General features: G+C 42.9%; 15 protein-coding genes and 1 pseudogene. 14 read left to right on the top strand and 2 right to left on the bottom strand.

Going from position 1 to position 15,073, the window contains the following annotated elements; genetic code table 11:
* Positions 1-2: 2 nt before the first annotated feature.
* From JI667_RS06400 to JI667_RS06390, 3 genes are all read left to right on the top strand, one after another.
* The gene (locus JI667_RS06400) at positions 3-542 is read left to right on the top strand and encodes an RNA polymerase sigma factor (RefSeq protein ID WP_244668222.1); all 540 of its coding nucleotides are present in this window, start codon (positions 3-5) and stop codon (positions 540-542) included.
* Entirely contained in the window at positions 532-1,221 is a 690-nt protein-coding gene (locus JI667_RS06395; protein WP_206851284.1) for a hypothetical protein, read from the top strand. Before JI667_RS06400 ends, JI667_RS06395 begins: the two co-directional genes overlap by 11 nt.
* A 269-nt stretch (positions 1,222-1,490) precedes the next feature.
* Positions 1,491-1,943 (top strand): GNAT family N-acetyltransferase, encoded by a 453-nt coding sequence (locus JI667_RS06390; protein WP_206851281.1) that lies wholly within the window; start codon positions 1,491-1,493, stop codon positions 1,941-1,943.
* A 41-nt stretch (positions 1,944-1,984) separates the two neighbouring features.
* Here JI667_RS06390 and JI667_RS06385 read toward each other — a convergent pair whose 3' ends face one another.
* Entirely contained in the window at positions 1,985-2,950 is a 966-nt protein-coding gene (locus tag JI667_RS06385; protein WP_206851280.1) for a quinone oxidoreductase family protein, read from the bottom strand.
* Positions 2,951-3,273: 323 nt separating this feature from the next.
* Between JI667_RS06385 and JI667_RS06380 the strand changes: the two are divergent.
* From JI667_RS06380 to JI667_RS06360, 5 genes and pseudogenes are all read left to right on the top strand, one after another.
* Positions 3,274-3,582: pseudogene (locus JI667_RS06380) on the top strand (DUF3600 domain-containing protein); the annotation flags it as partial.
* Between the two features lie 697 nt (positions 3,583-4,279).
* A complete protein-coding gene (locus tag JI667_RS06375; protein WP_206851278.1) occupies positions 4,280-5,488 on the top strand; it encodes an MFS transporter in 1,209 nt (402 codons plus the stop codon).
* A 205-nt stretch (positions 5,489-5,693) separates the two neighbouring features.
* Positions 5,694-6,509 carry a lipid II flippase Amj family protein gene (locus JI667_RS06370; protein ID WP_206851276.1) on the top strand — a complete coding sequence of 272 codons (816 nt, stop codon included), beginning with the start codon at positions 5,694-5,696 and terminating at the stop codon, positions 6,507-6,509.
* A gap of 46 nt (positions 6,510-6,555) precedes the next feature.
* Complete coding sequence (locus JI667_RS06365; RefSeq protein ID WP_206851273.1) at positions 6,556-7,596, top strand: DUF4362 domain-containing protein; 1,041 nt, start codon at positions 6,556-6,558, stop codon at positions 7,594-7,596.
* 194 nt (positions 7,597-7,790) lie between these two features.
* Positions 7,791-8,420, top strand: a complete 630-nt coding sequence (locus tag JI667_RS06360; protein WP_206851272.1) for a DUF7010 family protein — start codon at positions 7,791-7,793, stop codon at positions 8,418-8,420.
* A 165-nt stretch (positions 8,421-8,585) separates the two neighbouring features.
* On the opposite strand, the gene JI667_RS06355 is transcribed toward JI667_RS06360, so the two are convergent.
* The gene (locus JI667_RS06355; protein ID WP_206851271.1) at positions 8,586-9,980 is read right to left on the bottom strand and encodes a DUF2252 family protein; all 1,395 of its coding nucleotides are present in this window, start codon (positions 9,978-9,980) and stop codon (positions 8,586-8,588) included.
* Positions 9,981-10,332: 352 nt separating this feature from the next.
* Between JI667_RS06355 and JI667_RS06350 the strand changes: the two genes are divergently transcribed.
* Genes JI667_RS06350 through JI667_RS06325 form a run of 6 tightly spaced genes read left to right on the top strand, consistent with a single transcriptional unit; the run spans position 10,333 to position 15,041 of the window.
* Entirely contained in the window at positions 10,333-11,547 is a 1,215-nt protein-coding gene (locus JI667_RS06350; protein WP_206851270.1) for an MFS transporter, read from the top strand.
* Between the two features lie 55 nt (positions 11,548-11,602).
* On the top strand, positions 11,603-12,451 hold the full coding sequence (locus JI667_RS06345) for an alpha/beta fold hydrolase (RefSeq protein ID WP_206851269.1): 849 nt from the start codon (positions 11,603-11,605) through the stop codon (positions 12,449-12,451).
* 1 nt (position 12,452) lies between these two features.
* Entirely contained in the window at positions 12,453-13,319 is an 867-nt protein-coding gene (locus JI667_RS06340) for a phosphotransferase family protein (RefSeq protein WP_206851268.1), read from the top strand.
* Positions 13,316-13,783: a GNAT family N-acetyltransferase gene (locus JI667_RS06335; protein WP_206851266.1), complete on the top strand. Its 468-nt coding sequence runs from the start codon at positions 13,316-13,318 to the stop codon at positions 13,781-13,783. Before JI667_RS06340 ends, JI667_RS06335 begins: the two co-directional genes overlap by 4 nt.
* Positions 13,762-14,196: a GNAT family N-acetyltransferase gene (locus JI667_RS06330; protein WP_244668221.1), complete on the top strand. Its 435-nt coding sequence runs from the start codon at positions 13,762-13,764 to the stop codon at positions 14,194-14,196. The genes JI667_RS06335 and JI667_RS06330 overlap by 22 nt, the downstream gene beginning before the upstream one ends.
* A gap of 2 nt (positions 14,197-14,198) precedes the next feature.
* The gene (locus JI667_RS06325) at positions 14,199-15,041 is read left to right on the top strand and encodes an alpha/beta fold hydrolase (RefSeq protein WP_206851264.1); all 843 of its coding nucleotides are present in this window, start codon (positions 14,199-14,201) and stop codon (positions 15,039-15,041) included.
* The last annotated feature ends 32 nt before the right edge of the window (positions 15,042-15,073 follow it).

Here is a 15,073-nt window from a genome sequence, read left to right as displayed (position 1 = left end):
CTTTGTTTATTGAAGAAGCAACAGCCGAAGAGATTTTCAGAACATATAGAGAGTATGTTTACCGAACAGCGCTGCTTATGACGAAATCCAGGAGTTTAGCAGATGATATCACCCAAGAGACGTTCATCAGACTCTTAAGTCATTACGATAAGTACGACGACACAAAACCAATCAAACCTTGGATCTACACCATCACCATGAATGTGGCCAAGACGGTTATGAACAAACAAAGAATCATAAAATGTTTTTCGTTCTTTTCTGATGACATCCTACATGATCGGGTAGATTCGGTCGAGCAGAGTTTCTTGAAATCAGATGATAACAGAGAACTGTGGAAGATCGTTCATTCTCTTTCATGGAAAAGTAAAGAGATCATTGTCCTCCACTTTTACTCGGGGTTCACGTTGAAAGAATGTTCTCAGATTCTCGGGATACCAATCGGGACAGCGAAATCCAGGTTGAATACTGCACTGAAGCAATTGAGGCGTCTCGAATCGCAAGGGGAAATTGACCTTACAAAGGCGGGATTATATGAAGAATGATAAATTGAAGACATTATTTAATCATGTAGATGTACATGAAAAGTCAACGGTGGAATTTCAAACAGTATGGAGGAAAGCGCATAGAAGGGACTGGAAACTACGAGTCTTCCAATCGGCGGGTCCTAATATTGCCTTTTTTATGATCATTCTGATTATGACCCCTCTTGCAGGATACTACTTCATAACTCCAGAAACGGATACACAACCGGCTCAGTCAATGGTTGATCATGAAGCAAGTTACGAGATGTCAGGGAAGGTGTATAATTTCCCTAACCAAGTCGTTATAAAGGGAGAAGCCTCATTACCGGAAGGGGCAATGCTTGCAATTGAGCAATACAAAAGAGATGGTGTCACGCTTATTAGTAAAGGCAAAGTGACGACAGACTCAGATGGCTATTTTCAATTTACGACTGACCGGCTTCAAAGAGATAAAGAATATATCGTCAAGGTGATGCTCTATCCTCATTTACAAAGTAATTCCATTAAGGGAATAATTGGTGAAAGGGGAGATAAGTTGAACGATTTCAAGAATGGGGAGCTTGCATTCCACTATCGTCATGATGGAATAGAATATTCTGGGCTGAAGTTAGTAGGTTTAGTGAATAAAATGGAGGATACGGACGAAAAAGTGATTTCGGAATTCTTAATGAGCGAAAAAGAGTTTGATGCCCCATACTAAGCTCTTCTTCCTTAGGCAGTTTAACACCAAAAAAATAGCTTACCAACAAAATCAGTAAGCCCAAAAAGGAATTTTTCAATTTACTAAGGGGTCCTAGCTTTAAACCACTTTCTTCAAGATGAAGAATATGTGTTTAGTATACTATTTAATTTAAGTGAGTAAAGGGGTTATGCTTAGATGAATATTTTTTCTCCCCTTTTTTTGTAAGACCCTTATATTAAAATAGCTATGCTTGAATTGAAATTCATTTTTTCAGTGGAGGAATGTGTATGATCATCAGAAAACAAAAGACAGATGAAGAACTTCCAATGGACCTGCTTCTGTTGGCAGATCCTTCAGAGAAGATTGTAAAAGAATATACTTCCAGGGGAGAATGCTATGTAGCGGAGCTTGAAGAGCTCATAATTGGAGTATATGTCCTACTCCCAACAAGACCTGAAACCATCGAGCTCGTAAATGTGGCCGTTGCAGAAGAGAGGCATGGTCAAGGAATTGGTAAACAGCTGGTCATGGATGCCGTGAAGGTTGCAAGGGAGCAAGGGTACAAAACCATTGAAGTCGGGACCGGGAATTCAGGCGTTAGCCAATTGGCCCTTTATCAAAAATGTGGTTTCAGGATCGTTGGGGTAGATCTGGACTTCTTCGTCAGACATTATCCAGAAGAAATAGTTGAAAATGGCATCCAGTGCAGGGATATGATCCGGTTGTCTCAGGATATATAGAAAGAGACCCTTCCGAGTTGGATAGGGACTCTTACAGTTTATTAAGGAATCAATAAAATCTTCCCAGTGCTTTTCCTGCTTTCCAAATACTCATGTGCTTTTGCACCCTCGCTTAAAGGAAAGACCGTTGGTTCAGAGACCTTTAACTTTCCTTCTTGGGTCCAACCGAACAATTCGTGGGAACGGTTCACCCGTTCTTCGTGAGACGTCAATACATTCCATAAGTCCCCGCCGGTCAGGGTTTTCGAGGTGTCCATCAGCATCCGGGGATCTACGGAAACAGGATCGCCTCCTGCCATACCGAAGAAGACGACTGTCCCACCGATGCGAGTTGATTCGAAGCTGTCCATCAGAGTCGAACCGACTGATTCATATACGACGTCCACGCCGTTACCATCTGTCACATCCTGCACGCTCTGTTTCCAGTCTTCATTGTATAAAAACATATGGTCCGCTCCAACAGCCAGCGCTGCCTGTCTTTTTTCTTCCGTAGACGTTAACCCGATGACTGTGCCGCCCAATATCTTAATGATCTGGACAAGCAACTGCCCGACGCCGCCTGCAGCTGCATGGACTAAAACGGTATCCCCACTTTTGATACTATAACTGTCTTTCGTTAAGTAATGAGCTGTAAGTCCTTGTAACAAAAGGGATGCAGCTGTTTCATACGATGTTTCATTCGGCAATGGGATGGCTTTATCCTTCGGGACGGCCACCAGTTCCGCATTCGCATAAGGTACATCGGCAAAAGCGATGCGGTCCCCAACAGCTATTCCTTGCACGTTGGCTCCAATCTCTTTGACGACGCCTGCCCCTTCATACCCACAAATGTACGGTGGATCTCCTGCTAAGTGATAATTCCCTTTTCTTCTATATACATCGGCGAAATTCAGACCGATTGCCTTCATTTCCACTAACATTTCATCCGGTCCTATTTGGGGAGAATCAATCTCCTGATAGTGGAGGACATCCGGTCCACCAAACTTTTCAAATACAAGTGCTTTCATTATGTACTCTCCTCTTTAACATCATTCTCTTTTAGTGTAACCAGTTGTTTGGTTTTTGACTAGGGAAGAGCTTATTCATATAAAGCCCACGACTAATGGGATGTAATGTATAATACTGGAATAGAGCGTCGGTTTAATGATTTACAGCAATTCATAGTTCTCTATTGTTTTAACTTTTATAAAAAAATGAAAGCCAATTCGTCTTTTCGGTTGTCTAATTGATGAAAGAAGATAATAAGGGGTGAAGAACATCGATCGATTAGTTAAGAAAGCTCAAAAAGGCGATGATAAGGCGTTTTTAAAGCTCTTTAAACTTAGAATATGGGGATAAATATGGAAACATTGATTATTCAGAAGTTCCTGCTAAACAGCTGGCTGAATTGAAAAATACTTTATATGAGATACAGCCATTCTTTGATCGACTTAATGGACAGAAATCAAGCAAAGAAGTATTGTCATCAAACGAATATGAAGAATATATCGAAGCAATCATGGTATATGAGCAAACGATGGCCAAAAGTGGAATGAAAGAATCCGATGAAATCGATAAACTTTCTGATGATCAAAGAGCAATTTTTATAGAAGCTCAACATGTACTTAGAAAAGTAAATGAAAAACAATTAGATCAGTAATGTATCTAAATTCAATAAAGCATAATGCTTAGATGATGGAGACAGATTTATAAGCGGAGAAATTCCGGTTAAGGCAGCTGGAGGAGGGTTACAACGCTGATTTAAGCGGAAAAATTCCGCTTAACGGGCTCAATATGGAACAATATTCAACGAATATCGTTCCATAAGCGGAAAAACTCCGGCTAATTATCGTGAAATAGCCAGATTTTCCGGTTTAGACGGAATTTTTCCGCTTATTTTCAAACGCCAGGGGAGCGGTTCTCCGCTGATCGTTAGAACTGATAAAAAAAGCTCGAAGCATAAGGCTCCGAGCTTTTTTACGTGTTCATTTCACTGCTGAAATGTTCTACTGATTCTTCTGAATTTCACTGTGCGAGAAGCAATGCTAATTTAAAGTTTTCACTTTAAAACTAGGGTACTTCCAGGTGCCTATGCCACTTCAAAGTGCGTTCTTCCCAAAAAGTTAGCCAGCCCTCATAATTCAATTTAGCTTTTCAAACGGTACCTGCTTATTTTCATCGAAGAGGTTTGAAAGGCATATAGGCACTTGCGGGTCACTAGGTTACAAAAAAGTACCTACATGACTTTAAAGTGCGTACTTCTCATAAATAGTTGTACCCATTATCATATGTGTACAGAGAAACGGAAGGCGCCTTCGTTTCTCATTTCATTTAAATCTTAAGGAGGAAGTTACGTTATGAGTTCAACTTCAGCTACTATACATCAGTCAAAAACGAAAGGCGGCACGCCGGCGTTACTTGCCCTTGCCATCAGTGCCTTTGGAATCGGAACGACAGAGTTTGTTCCCGTTGGATTATTATCATCGATTGCCGATGATTTATCGATATCGATCACACTCGCAGGATTATTAATTTCGGGTTATGCCATTGGAGTCGCCATCGGGGCACCGGTGTTGACGGCATTGACCAGTAAGATGAGCCGAAAATCGTTGCTCATGTCCTTGATGCTCTTATTCATTGTCGGAAATTCGGTTGCAGCCATGTCCACAAGCTTTGGACTATTGCTCGTAGCCCGTTTTATCACAGCATTTTCACACGGTATTTTCTTCTCGATCGGATCGACGATTGCGGCAGATCTCGTACCTGCCCACAAGCGGGCCAGTGCCATTGCCTTTATGTTTACAGGATTAACGGTTGCGACCGTTACAGGAGTACCACTTGGAACATTCATAGGACAGGCATTCGGATGGAGAGCCACATTCTGGGGAGTTGCCGTTCTCGGTATTGTCGGAATCATTGCCAGTTCCATCCTTGTACCGAAAAACTTGAAAGAAGCACCACCAGCCAAGTTCAGTGAACAATTGAAGATTCTAACAAACGGCCGATTATTATTAGCTTTTGCCATCACAGCCCTTGGATATGGCGGAACGTTCGTCGCGTTCACTTATTTAACACCTTTATTGCAAGATGTAACAGGTTTCAGTGCCAAATGGGTGAGTATCATCCTTCTTGTATACGGAATTGCCGTAGCCATCGGAAATGTTGTCGGTGGGAAAGCTTCTGACAAGAGTCCGTTAAAAGCATTATTCTGGATGTTTGTTATGCAAGCCATCATTCTAGTAGCTCTTACATTTGCAGCACCGTTTAAAGTGGCAGGACTTATCGCGATCTTCCTGATGGGATTATTCGCCTTCATGAACGTGCCTGGACTGCAGATCCTTGTGGTGAACTTGGCAGAGAAATATGTCCCTTCAGCAGTCAATGTCGCTTCTGCCTTGAACATCGCGGCATTTAACGTCGGAATTGCCATCGGTTCCTTCATCGGCGGACTCATCGTGGATGGAATCGGTTTGATTCATACGCCGTGGATCGGTGCCATCATGGTGGCAGGAGCGGTTGCGTTGACCGCATGGCTACGAGGAATTGAACGGAAGACAGTCGGTTGAGGTGATTCCTTATTTTTTGGGGGTTCCCAGATAAATGAAATTAACCATTTAGAAGGCAATCTTCAATTTAAGACGTTAAAAGAAATACAGCTCTTTCATTGGTATGAAGCCTATAGAAAGTAAATGTAAGGAACATTTCAAAAATACGAAATGTTCCTTTTTAAACATGCTATAATATGATTGGATAAAAAAGGGAGTTGTCGTCGTGGAATTTATATCGTTACCGGTCATATCAATTGCACTTTTCATATTAATCATACATAGCATCGAAACACTTGCTTATGCGGTAAGATTATCCGGCGCAAGGGTGAAGTTGATTGCCTCAGGTCTTTCCCTGTTCAATATGATGGTCATTGTGTCACGAATGTCGAATATGATGCAGCAGCCATTTACAGGGGGTCTCACCGATGCTGCGCCTGATGGTCGAAAATTAGAAGTGGTGGAAGAGCAGTTCAGGGTGCTAATCGGTGCCTCGACTTTAGGGACGCTCCTTGGGATCGTGTTACTTCCCACCTTTGTTGCTTTGTTTTCAAGGGGGATTATCCATTTATCCGAGCAGGGAGGTTCTGTGCCAAGGTTAATCAAGCTTGGGTTTAAGAATGATCTATATAAAAGAGGAATGAATCATTTTGCTAAACCAGGTAGAAGATATTTGACGGGAATCAATTTCAGAGCCATTCCAAAAAGGTTGTTTTTCATCAATATGGTCATTACAGCAGTTTACACGATTGGCGTTCTTTCAGCGCTATATGCTGCGCTTCTCGTACCAGATCGATCAGGCAGTGCGACCATGGCTTCAGGCTTGATCAATGGTATCGCAACAATTTTATTGACACTGTTTATTGACCCTAAGATTTCCGTCCTTGCCGACGATGTAGCGAACGGTAAGGGGAATTACCAAGAGTTAAAAGGTCTTTCCATCATGATGGTCATCTCCCGACTGTTCGGGACAGTGCTCGCTCAACTTATTTTCATCCCGGGTTCATATTATATTGCCTGGATGTCTCAATTTTTTGTATAATAGCAAACCGTTTGTAAATCAATTTTAGAATATATAGGGGGAGTCTATGAAACATTCAAAATGGTTATGGATATTTGCCATCATCTTGGTCTTTCTTACAGCATGCAATGAATCCAATCATACCGCAGAACCTACCGCAAAACCTACTGAAGAAAACGATTCTGAACTGAATGCGGATGTAGAGGACATGCATGGCGGGATTTCAGGATTGGATAAAATGGAGAACTATTTTCAACAGGTAGAGAAGCAGAAAAAAGGAGATTTGAGAGTCGTATCTTACACGATCGAGGGAGATCCCATACTCACGGATTTAGCTTACGATGGGAAACAAATAGAGGTAAAACATGACTCAACGAGAGATCAATATGGCAGTGGCGGTGTGGATACCTTTCAATGCGGAAAGCTAAAAAGGGAAGAAAACCCTACCAATCTGTCCTATTATCTGACAGATTGTGAAGGGGTAAAGGGGGGAACATGGGGGGTTCTGGAGACTTCTTATGACGTCAATCGCCAGGATGTTTTTGAAGTGGAGTTAAGGTACGGCCCCAAAGAAGGAGAAAAACAAACGATCAAACTGAAGGATGAGGATAAGCAGGAGGTCTACAAGCAGTTGATGCTGGCGAATTATTTAAACTCCAAGCCAACGAGTGATGAATGTCCTGAAGGAAAACAGGCGGACAACTATTTGATGAAAGTGAAGATCAATGGGGGAAACCGCACGCTTAACTGGAATGCCTGCGGTTCTCATGAAAGCTCCAAGCCGTTCACTGATATTGCAGAGTATATCATCCATGCATCCAAACATCCCACTAAAGCAAGTGAAGATGTCCTCTACGGTTACATTTTAGAGGTGAAGGAAAATCAGATACTGATTGGACAAGATTTGACGGCCGTCGATTTAGTATCGCTGGAAAAGGTAAAAGGGGAAGATTTATCAAATTATGACATTACCTTTTTATATGTAGAAACAGAGGAAGCCCAAGAATTTTCGAAGGGAGACAAAATTGTCATGAAAGTGGATAAAGTGTTGGAGGAAGGTTCTCCTGGAAGGGTCGTGGCAAGTGATATTCAGAAGATAACTGAATAGATATAGGTAAGGATCAACCTTCTCTAATTGTTATCCTACGAACATATTGAGATGTTCAACCGGATTTGAAATAATTGGTACAGGAGATGGGTAGGAATACAGTTGAAAAGGTACATCAAGGATTCTCCATAGGGGGGGATAAAACGAGAGGGATGTTTTATTAGTTTGGATCTTGGTGAAAGGGCGTGTACTTGATGGTACATACAGTTACGAAAGGTGACTTGCGCGGCACGGCTTCCGGTGTTCTATTCATGGCGTTTTTCGGTACTCTATGGGCGTATACAGGTATCATGGGGCTGCAGGGATGGGGGAGTCCCTGGTTATTTCCCGCTGCTTTAGCAGTCGGTTTGGCGTTGGTCATCAGTGGCTTCTCATTGGTCTCCGCGTCTAAGGGGTTTCCCAAAGGGACGTCCAGCCACAGCGGGATTGATGGCAGGAAAATGAGGATGTGGTTTAATATCATTTTCGCCGGTGAGGGGATAGCGATCGGAATTGCGATTGCCGTATGCAATGCCGTTGGTCGCACGGAAATGATTCCGATTGTCATAGCTATCATCGTCGGTCTTCATTTTCTGCCTCTTGCACGACTATTCCGGGTCCGTATTTATTATTATACGGGCAATTTACTATGTGTGGTCCCTGTGATTACCTGGCTGTTCATACCTGAGACCATGACGTTTGGTGGTCATGAGATGAATGCCTATATGGCTGTCGTTGGCTTAGGGTCTGCGTTAATTTTGTGGGTGACGAGCCTGATGATATGGATCACAGGAAGAAGATTGATGGGTCTTGGTACTGGCCCAATGACTTATGATGCTAAATGAGATAAACGACTATTTCGCAGAGGCGGTTACAGAAACCAACCAGGTTTTTTACTTGAATCAAGGGAAATTGAAGGTCGTTACAACGTGTTGAAGATTCCTGATGTACCGCTTGAATATGGAACCGGAAGGAGAGCCCTTTTTATAAAAAAAGGGCTCTCCTTCCAGTTATGGTAATCGATTTCCTTGCACCAATTCAAGAAAAGACTGATAATCAGCATTCACTTGATCCGCGTAGGCCCCTGCTAAATCAACCACAGTCGTCTTAAATTGCGGCCATAAATCGATCGCTTGCAAAGCACCATCCTCGAAGTTGTAGGATATGAATTGGTCCTGATAATCCCGATCTGCACGGGAATGGGCGTAGGCAAGAGCTTGTGCCGAGTATTTTACAAAACTGTCGAGATCTGCTTTACTGTTGAAATCAACAGGATCCAAACCATGCTTCCAAGGCGAGATCCTGCGGACAAGATACGATTTACTTTCACCGGTCATGATGCCCATGTGATCATCCACCTGGTCTTGGAGTCCTTTATAAGCGACCCGTGCAGTATCTGCCGTACCTCTTAGTTGATTATGGTAGATAGAAGCATCCGTAAGGGGATTGACGAACATATTCGGTTTCAACTGTTCTTTGATCTCCAGAAGCTGGTCATCGTTTGCAGCGCTGGTCGGTCCTTCAATTAGCACATAGTATTTCTCTACCCCTAAGCTTCCAAGTCCTGAATGAAGGCGGCGGGCACGATCCTTTACATCGAAATAATGGGTATCCCAGCTGCTTACCTTATCTGAAATATCCTGAAGGTAGGAAGACCAATGTCCTTCCAAATCTAGTAAATCACTTCCGTCGACGGCAGATAAATCAGGATTGGACCAATCGAATTGACGCTTTCCGCTGCTATTGATGACCGTCCATTTATCTAATGCGTGTGAAGCGCTTCGGGTAATGACATCATCCATCTCGTCATCAATGAATCCTGTCACGGTCGCTTTATCCATCTTCACCTGCGTTTCTCCGGCATTTCCGTTCACACTTGTCAGCGTATCCTGATACTCCGTCAAAAACGACATAGCCAGATCATCAGCATCTGCTTGAGACAGGCTCCAATCCAATTGATCCTTCAATAGATAAATGCTGGTCGTATAGCGTAGTAAATCCCAATAGAATGGCCCTATGTACGAATCATCGAAATCATTCAAGTCGAATACAATATCGCCTTCGTCATTATCAAAGAACCCTATATTTTGTGTATGGAAATCTCCTGAAAGCCACGTATTCACATTGTTGGTTGTAGACCATTCATTCGGAATTCCGATTGTCCCGTTATCAAGGTCTTGATAATAGAGAAAGTTCGTGGCGCGGTAAAATGCAAAAGGTGAATCTTCCATCGCCTGGTATTTCTCCGTTTTCACTGCGTCATCTGATATGAACGCATTGGCGTTCGAGATTTCCTGTTGGAGGTGGTCTGTGCGTGCAGAATTGTTTGTCATCGCTAATCCGTTACTGGGTCCGGCCATAAGAATGGCCGTCATACTTATGCATGCTAAGGCACTGCGTTTCATGAAATGTTAGGCTCCTTCTTTATTGATTTCAAATGTATTCAATGAAACCCTATCATAGAAAAAAGCATACATATTTGTATTTACATAATCTTTACCGTATATATGGAAAGCTTTAATATTTCAACTCCACCATATCTCCTGTAAGTGTTCTTTGAAATGAAGTACAGCTTGAAGATTCAAAATATTTATGAAATAATTACCATTATTGATATGAGAAAGGAATGGAACCATGATCCCGATTATTTTCCTGAATCCATTTGATCATTAGGCCTCATTCATCGTGTGGAAACCGCCTTAATAATAGTAAATAACAATCGTTTATTTGCTGAACATTAAAGGAGGATTTTCATATATGAATAAACAATTAATGATTTTATTGACAGGCAGAATCATCACGAATTTTGCGGACAGCTTTTATATGATTGCGACGATCTGGTACGTTAAATCGGTCACGGCTTCGCCTTTACTCATCGGATTGACAAGTGCCGTGGCCATATTGCCTGTCACGATTCAATTTCTATACGGACCGATTATTGACCGGTTTTCAAAGAAGAAGATTCTGTTTGTCGCCATGCTGGGCCAGGGGGCACTGGTCAGCTTGATTTCTATCTTGTATTATACGAATCTCTTATGGCTGCCACTTCTGTTCACATTGATGTTTGTGGCTCTTTCGTTGTCAGAATGTACATATCCGACTGAAAGTGCCCTGATTGAGAGCCTGACTCCCCGTGAACATCTGACAAAGGTGAACTCCATTTTCTCCTTTTCGTATCAAACCCTTGATATTATTTGTGATGCGGTATCCGGGATTTTGATCGCCTTTGTGGGATTGGGTTTGATTTATGTGACGAACAGCGTTTTATTATTGGGGACCGGGCTGCTGTTTTTATTTTATTTAAACGTACCCAAGTCGGAGAGGGAAACGGAAGAACGAACGGGTCATTTTATCACACAATACAAAAATGATTTTATAGATGGCTTTCTTGTTGTGAAAAAACGTCATACTCTTCTAAGCATCGTGTTCGGCATTATTGGGATGAACGTGATGGCAACCATGGGGATTGCCATGCTACCGGTCATCTCGGAATCTTCTGCTGAATACGGATTCTGGCTGACGGCCATGTCGTTAGGCACTCTCGCCGGGACCATTCTGTCCAGTAGATTGGAGAGTATTTCGCTGAATCGCATCCTGCCTCTCCTTTCCCTGTGGTCGGGACTCACCTGGATGCTGGGCTTTGTAGTCAAGGACGTTACGGTACTTCCTTATTTCCTGTTTGCCCTATCCTGGATGGGGATCGGGATCATAGGGATTTATGTCCAGACGCTGATACAGGTCAACCTGCCGAAGGGATATATCGGAATCGGATTTGCCTTCATTTCATCGCTGCTCGGGTCTTTGAGTCCATTGGGGTATCTACTTGGCGGTGTGATCGGCGAGTTCACTTCCGTAAGATTTCCCTTGGTGTTATCAGGCTTCGGTTATCTGGTCTTTGCCGTATACTTCATGGTCAATCCGAGGTTGAGGAGTTTAAACAAGCCGTTAAACGTCCGTTTTGAAGAATTGTGATCTACCAGGCTTCCCATTTCGGGAAGCCTTTTTAAAGCTGAAGAGAGGTGGAAGGATGAAGAAATGGGAAAGAACATTACTGCATACATCTCGTGGAGGATTTGAAGTATTCTTCAAGGGACAGGGAGATCCTCTATGTGTCACTCATCATTATTCAGAGTTCAATGAGACAGGGGACTATTTTGCAGAGACGTTCACACGGACCAATCAGGTTTTCTTGATCAATTTACGGGAAGCAGGTCATTCGGAGAAAGCGAATGAATCCTATCAGCTGAGTATGTTGGAAACCATCTTTGATCTGGAAGCGGTCAGGGACGCATTAGGATTCCGGACCTGGGGATTCGCTGGTCATTCAACCGGAGGGATGTTGGGAGTCCTGTACGGGATTCAAGCCCCGGAAAGCCTCGAATTCACTGTGATTGTCGGCGCTGCAGCAAGGGAATATATGACGTTCTCGGAAGATTGTATCTATAACCCGGCACACAATGATTTTGAAAGAATGCAGGAACTGATTGAAGCGTTGAAGCAACCAGATTTATCCCTTGATAAGAGGAAAGAGCTATCCATAGAAAGAACGACATTATCATTACATATGCCTGAGGACTATCCAGAGCTTTTTAACCTTAGGATCCATAAAGGAATGTCTACTCCACGCATGAACTTTTTTATCCGAGAATTACAAGTGTTTGATGTGACGAGGAAGTTGGGTTTCATATCCGTCCCCTCCCTTATCATGTGCGGTAGGTACGATGTGCAGTGTCCTTTGAAGTATTCCATTGAAATGGCTGAAGGAATACCAGACTCCAGGTTGGTAATTTTCGAGAGGAGTAACCATTACCCGTTTCTTGAAGAAGCAGGCCGGTTTCACGATGAGTATGAGTCATTTCTAGAAAGGAAGAAGTAGAATGAAAGCCAATTATGAAACTAGAATAAGAGAAGTCTATCCGGATTTTTCGATTACTCACTGTGAGGTGAACCAAATCGGTCAGAATAATGATGTTCTGATCGTGAACCGGTCTCTTGTCTTCAGGTTTCCAAAATATATAGAAGGAATCAGGAAACTCAAGACTGAAACGAAAGTGTTGGAAAGAGTAGAGGGGAATCTTTCATTACGTGTGCCCTTTCCCCTTTATCAATCCGTGGAGCATGAGGAAGTCGGGAAAGTGTTTACGGGATACAAGATGATTGAAGGGGAACCCCTTTGGCCGTCAATATTCAAGAAAAATGAAGGGCATAGTCAAAAAATGGCTTCACAATTGGTGGGTTTTTTGACCGAATTGCATTCCCAGTCTGTAGAAGGATTAGAGATTGAGAGAAAAAGTATCAATGAGATCCGTACTTCGATTGTTGATTTATATGATCGGTTTAGGGAAAAGCTCTTTCCACATATGAATGAAAAAGCAAAGATGGAAGTCCGCCTGCATTTCGACTCATTTCTCTCAAATGAAGATCTCCTCGACTTCCAACCTGTCCTCATTCATGGAGACTTTGGTGCTTCAAATATTCTGTGGCATCCAGCACGTCATGAGGTTTCAGGTATCATCGATTTTGGCGAAACGGAGGTTGGAGACCCGGCCTATGATTTTGCAGGACTATTATCCAGCTACGGTGAACGGTTTGTCAGAGATTGCCTGACAATATATCCCGGTGGAGATCAGATAGTTGAAAGAATGAACTTTTATCGAGGAACTTTCGCCTTGCAGGAAGCGCTCCACGGAGTTGAGAATGATGACCGAAAAGCCTTTGAGAATGGGATGAAGGGATATCGATGATTCGCTTTGAAATAAATCACATGGGTCAATGGGAAGTGGAGCAGGGGATCATGAATTCCAATCCGGCTTACAACCGTTTATCCAAAGATAAAGAGACTGTCGAGTATGATGATATTTATTCCGAGCATACAGAAGCTGTAAAACGGGGTATTATCCGCCTCCTTATTATAAAGGACAGTGAATACATAGGACTGGTCGATTATACGTTAAACAATCCAAAAGATCGGACTCCCTGGATCAGTTTATTTGTCATTCATAAAAGGTTTCAGGGCGCAGGTCATTCCAAGGCAGCTCATGAACAGCTGGAGCATTTAATCAGGAATGAAAGTCCAACCAAATTGCGTTTGGCGGTCCATAAAGAAAATGATCTAGGAATCAGGTTTTGGAAAAAACTTGGCTATGAACCGTTTAAAGAAGTGGTGTATGAAGGGAGGTTGCATTGTTGTATGGAGAAGATTTTGTAATGGAGGAGCTCGTATCAAGGGGTATTCATCCTGACATCAAAACCTTATTGTCATATGCAACCTCCCATGAGAACGCAGATGGAGAATATGCTGCTTACCAACACGTCAACAGGCGAAAGCTATTCGGATCGAGAAAGGGAGAGTCCATCATTGGATGTATCGGGATTGAATGCCTGGATGATGGCAGATGTGAAATTAAACATGTAGCCGTGATGCCAGACCGCCGTGGTGAGGGTGTTGGAAGAAGGATGATTGATTTAATCCTCGAGCGTTATCCCTTTTCGAGCATGGTTGCCGAAACAGATCTGGATGCTGTGTTGTTTTATAAGAAGATAGGATTTGAGATTGAGAGTTTGGGGGAGAAGTATCCTGGGGTGGAGCGGTTTAGGTGTGAAAGGGTGTTGGAGGGATGAACATGAAGGAATGGATAGTAACGGTAGAGGACCACACCTTTACAATATATGAAGTAGGTGCCAAACACCTCCCCACTCTTGTATGCCTCCACGGAATGACAGGGGACGCCAGTAGTTTTAATGAACTTGCCGGATATCTCCGCAACGATTTTCATCTCATTCTATTGGACCTTCCGGGACATGGAGAAACCGATACTCTGAAAAGCGAAGAAGACTACCTTTTTTCATCACTTGGGGAACGGATTATGGGTGTCATCAGTAGAGTGACGACTGAACCAGTATATGTATTGGGTCATTCATGGGGAGCAGATCTGTCACTGCATACCGCCAAGCAGTACCCGCATCAAATAAAGGGACTTATTTTAATAGACGGAGGGTATGTGTTCCCTGAAATGGTTGAGGGATACACGAAGGAAAAAGCTCATTCGGATTGGGTGGAATACATAGATTCCAGCAGATATCAATCCTGGACTGATGTAGTGAACATTTATCAGGAGTACACGACAAGACCTTGGGATCCTCAACTAGAAGAGATAATTTCTTCAAACTTTGTAGTTGTGGATGACCATTACCAGTTAAGAGCGGATCGGGACAGTCTTTTGGCGACGATTAAAGCTTTTTATCATGAACCGTGCTCCACCACCTATCAAGAGATTGAGTGCCCTGTGTTATTCTTTCATGCTACGATTCCCGTCTCAGATCCTGCAAGGCAGAAAGCCATCGAGAAACTGCATCAATCGGTCAGGAGGGTGAAGGTAGTCGGGATCGAGAATACGAAACATAATGTGCACTGGGATTCTCCTGAACGGGTGGCGGGAGAAGTTCTGGGGTGGGTGAATGAATAAATCCCCTATATAAGTTCGGCATTCAACTTAAA

It is taken from the genome of Bacillus sp. NTK074B, from assembly GCF_017303375.1.
In the GTDB taxonomy this organism is placed as follows: Bacteria; Bacillota; Bacilli; order Bacillales; family Bacillaceae_B; genus Rossellomorea.
This window is presented reverse-complemented; position numbering and strand designations above follow the sequence as displayed.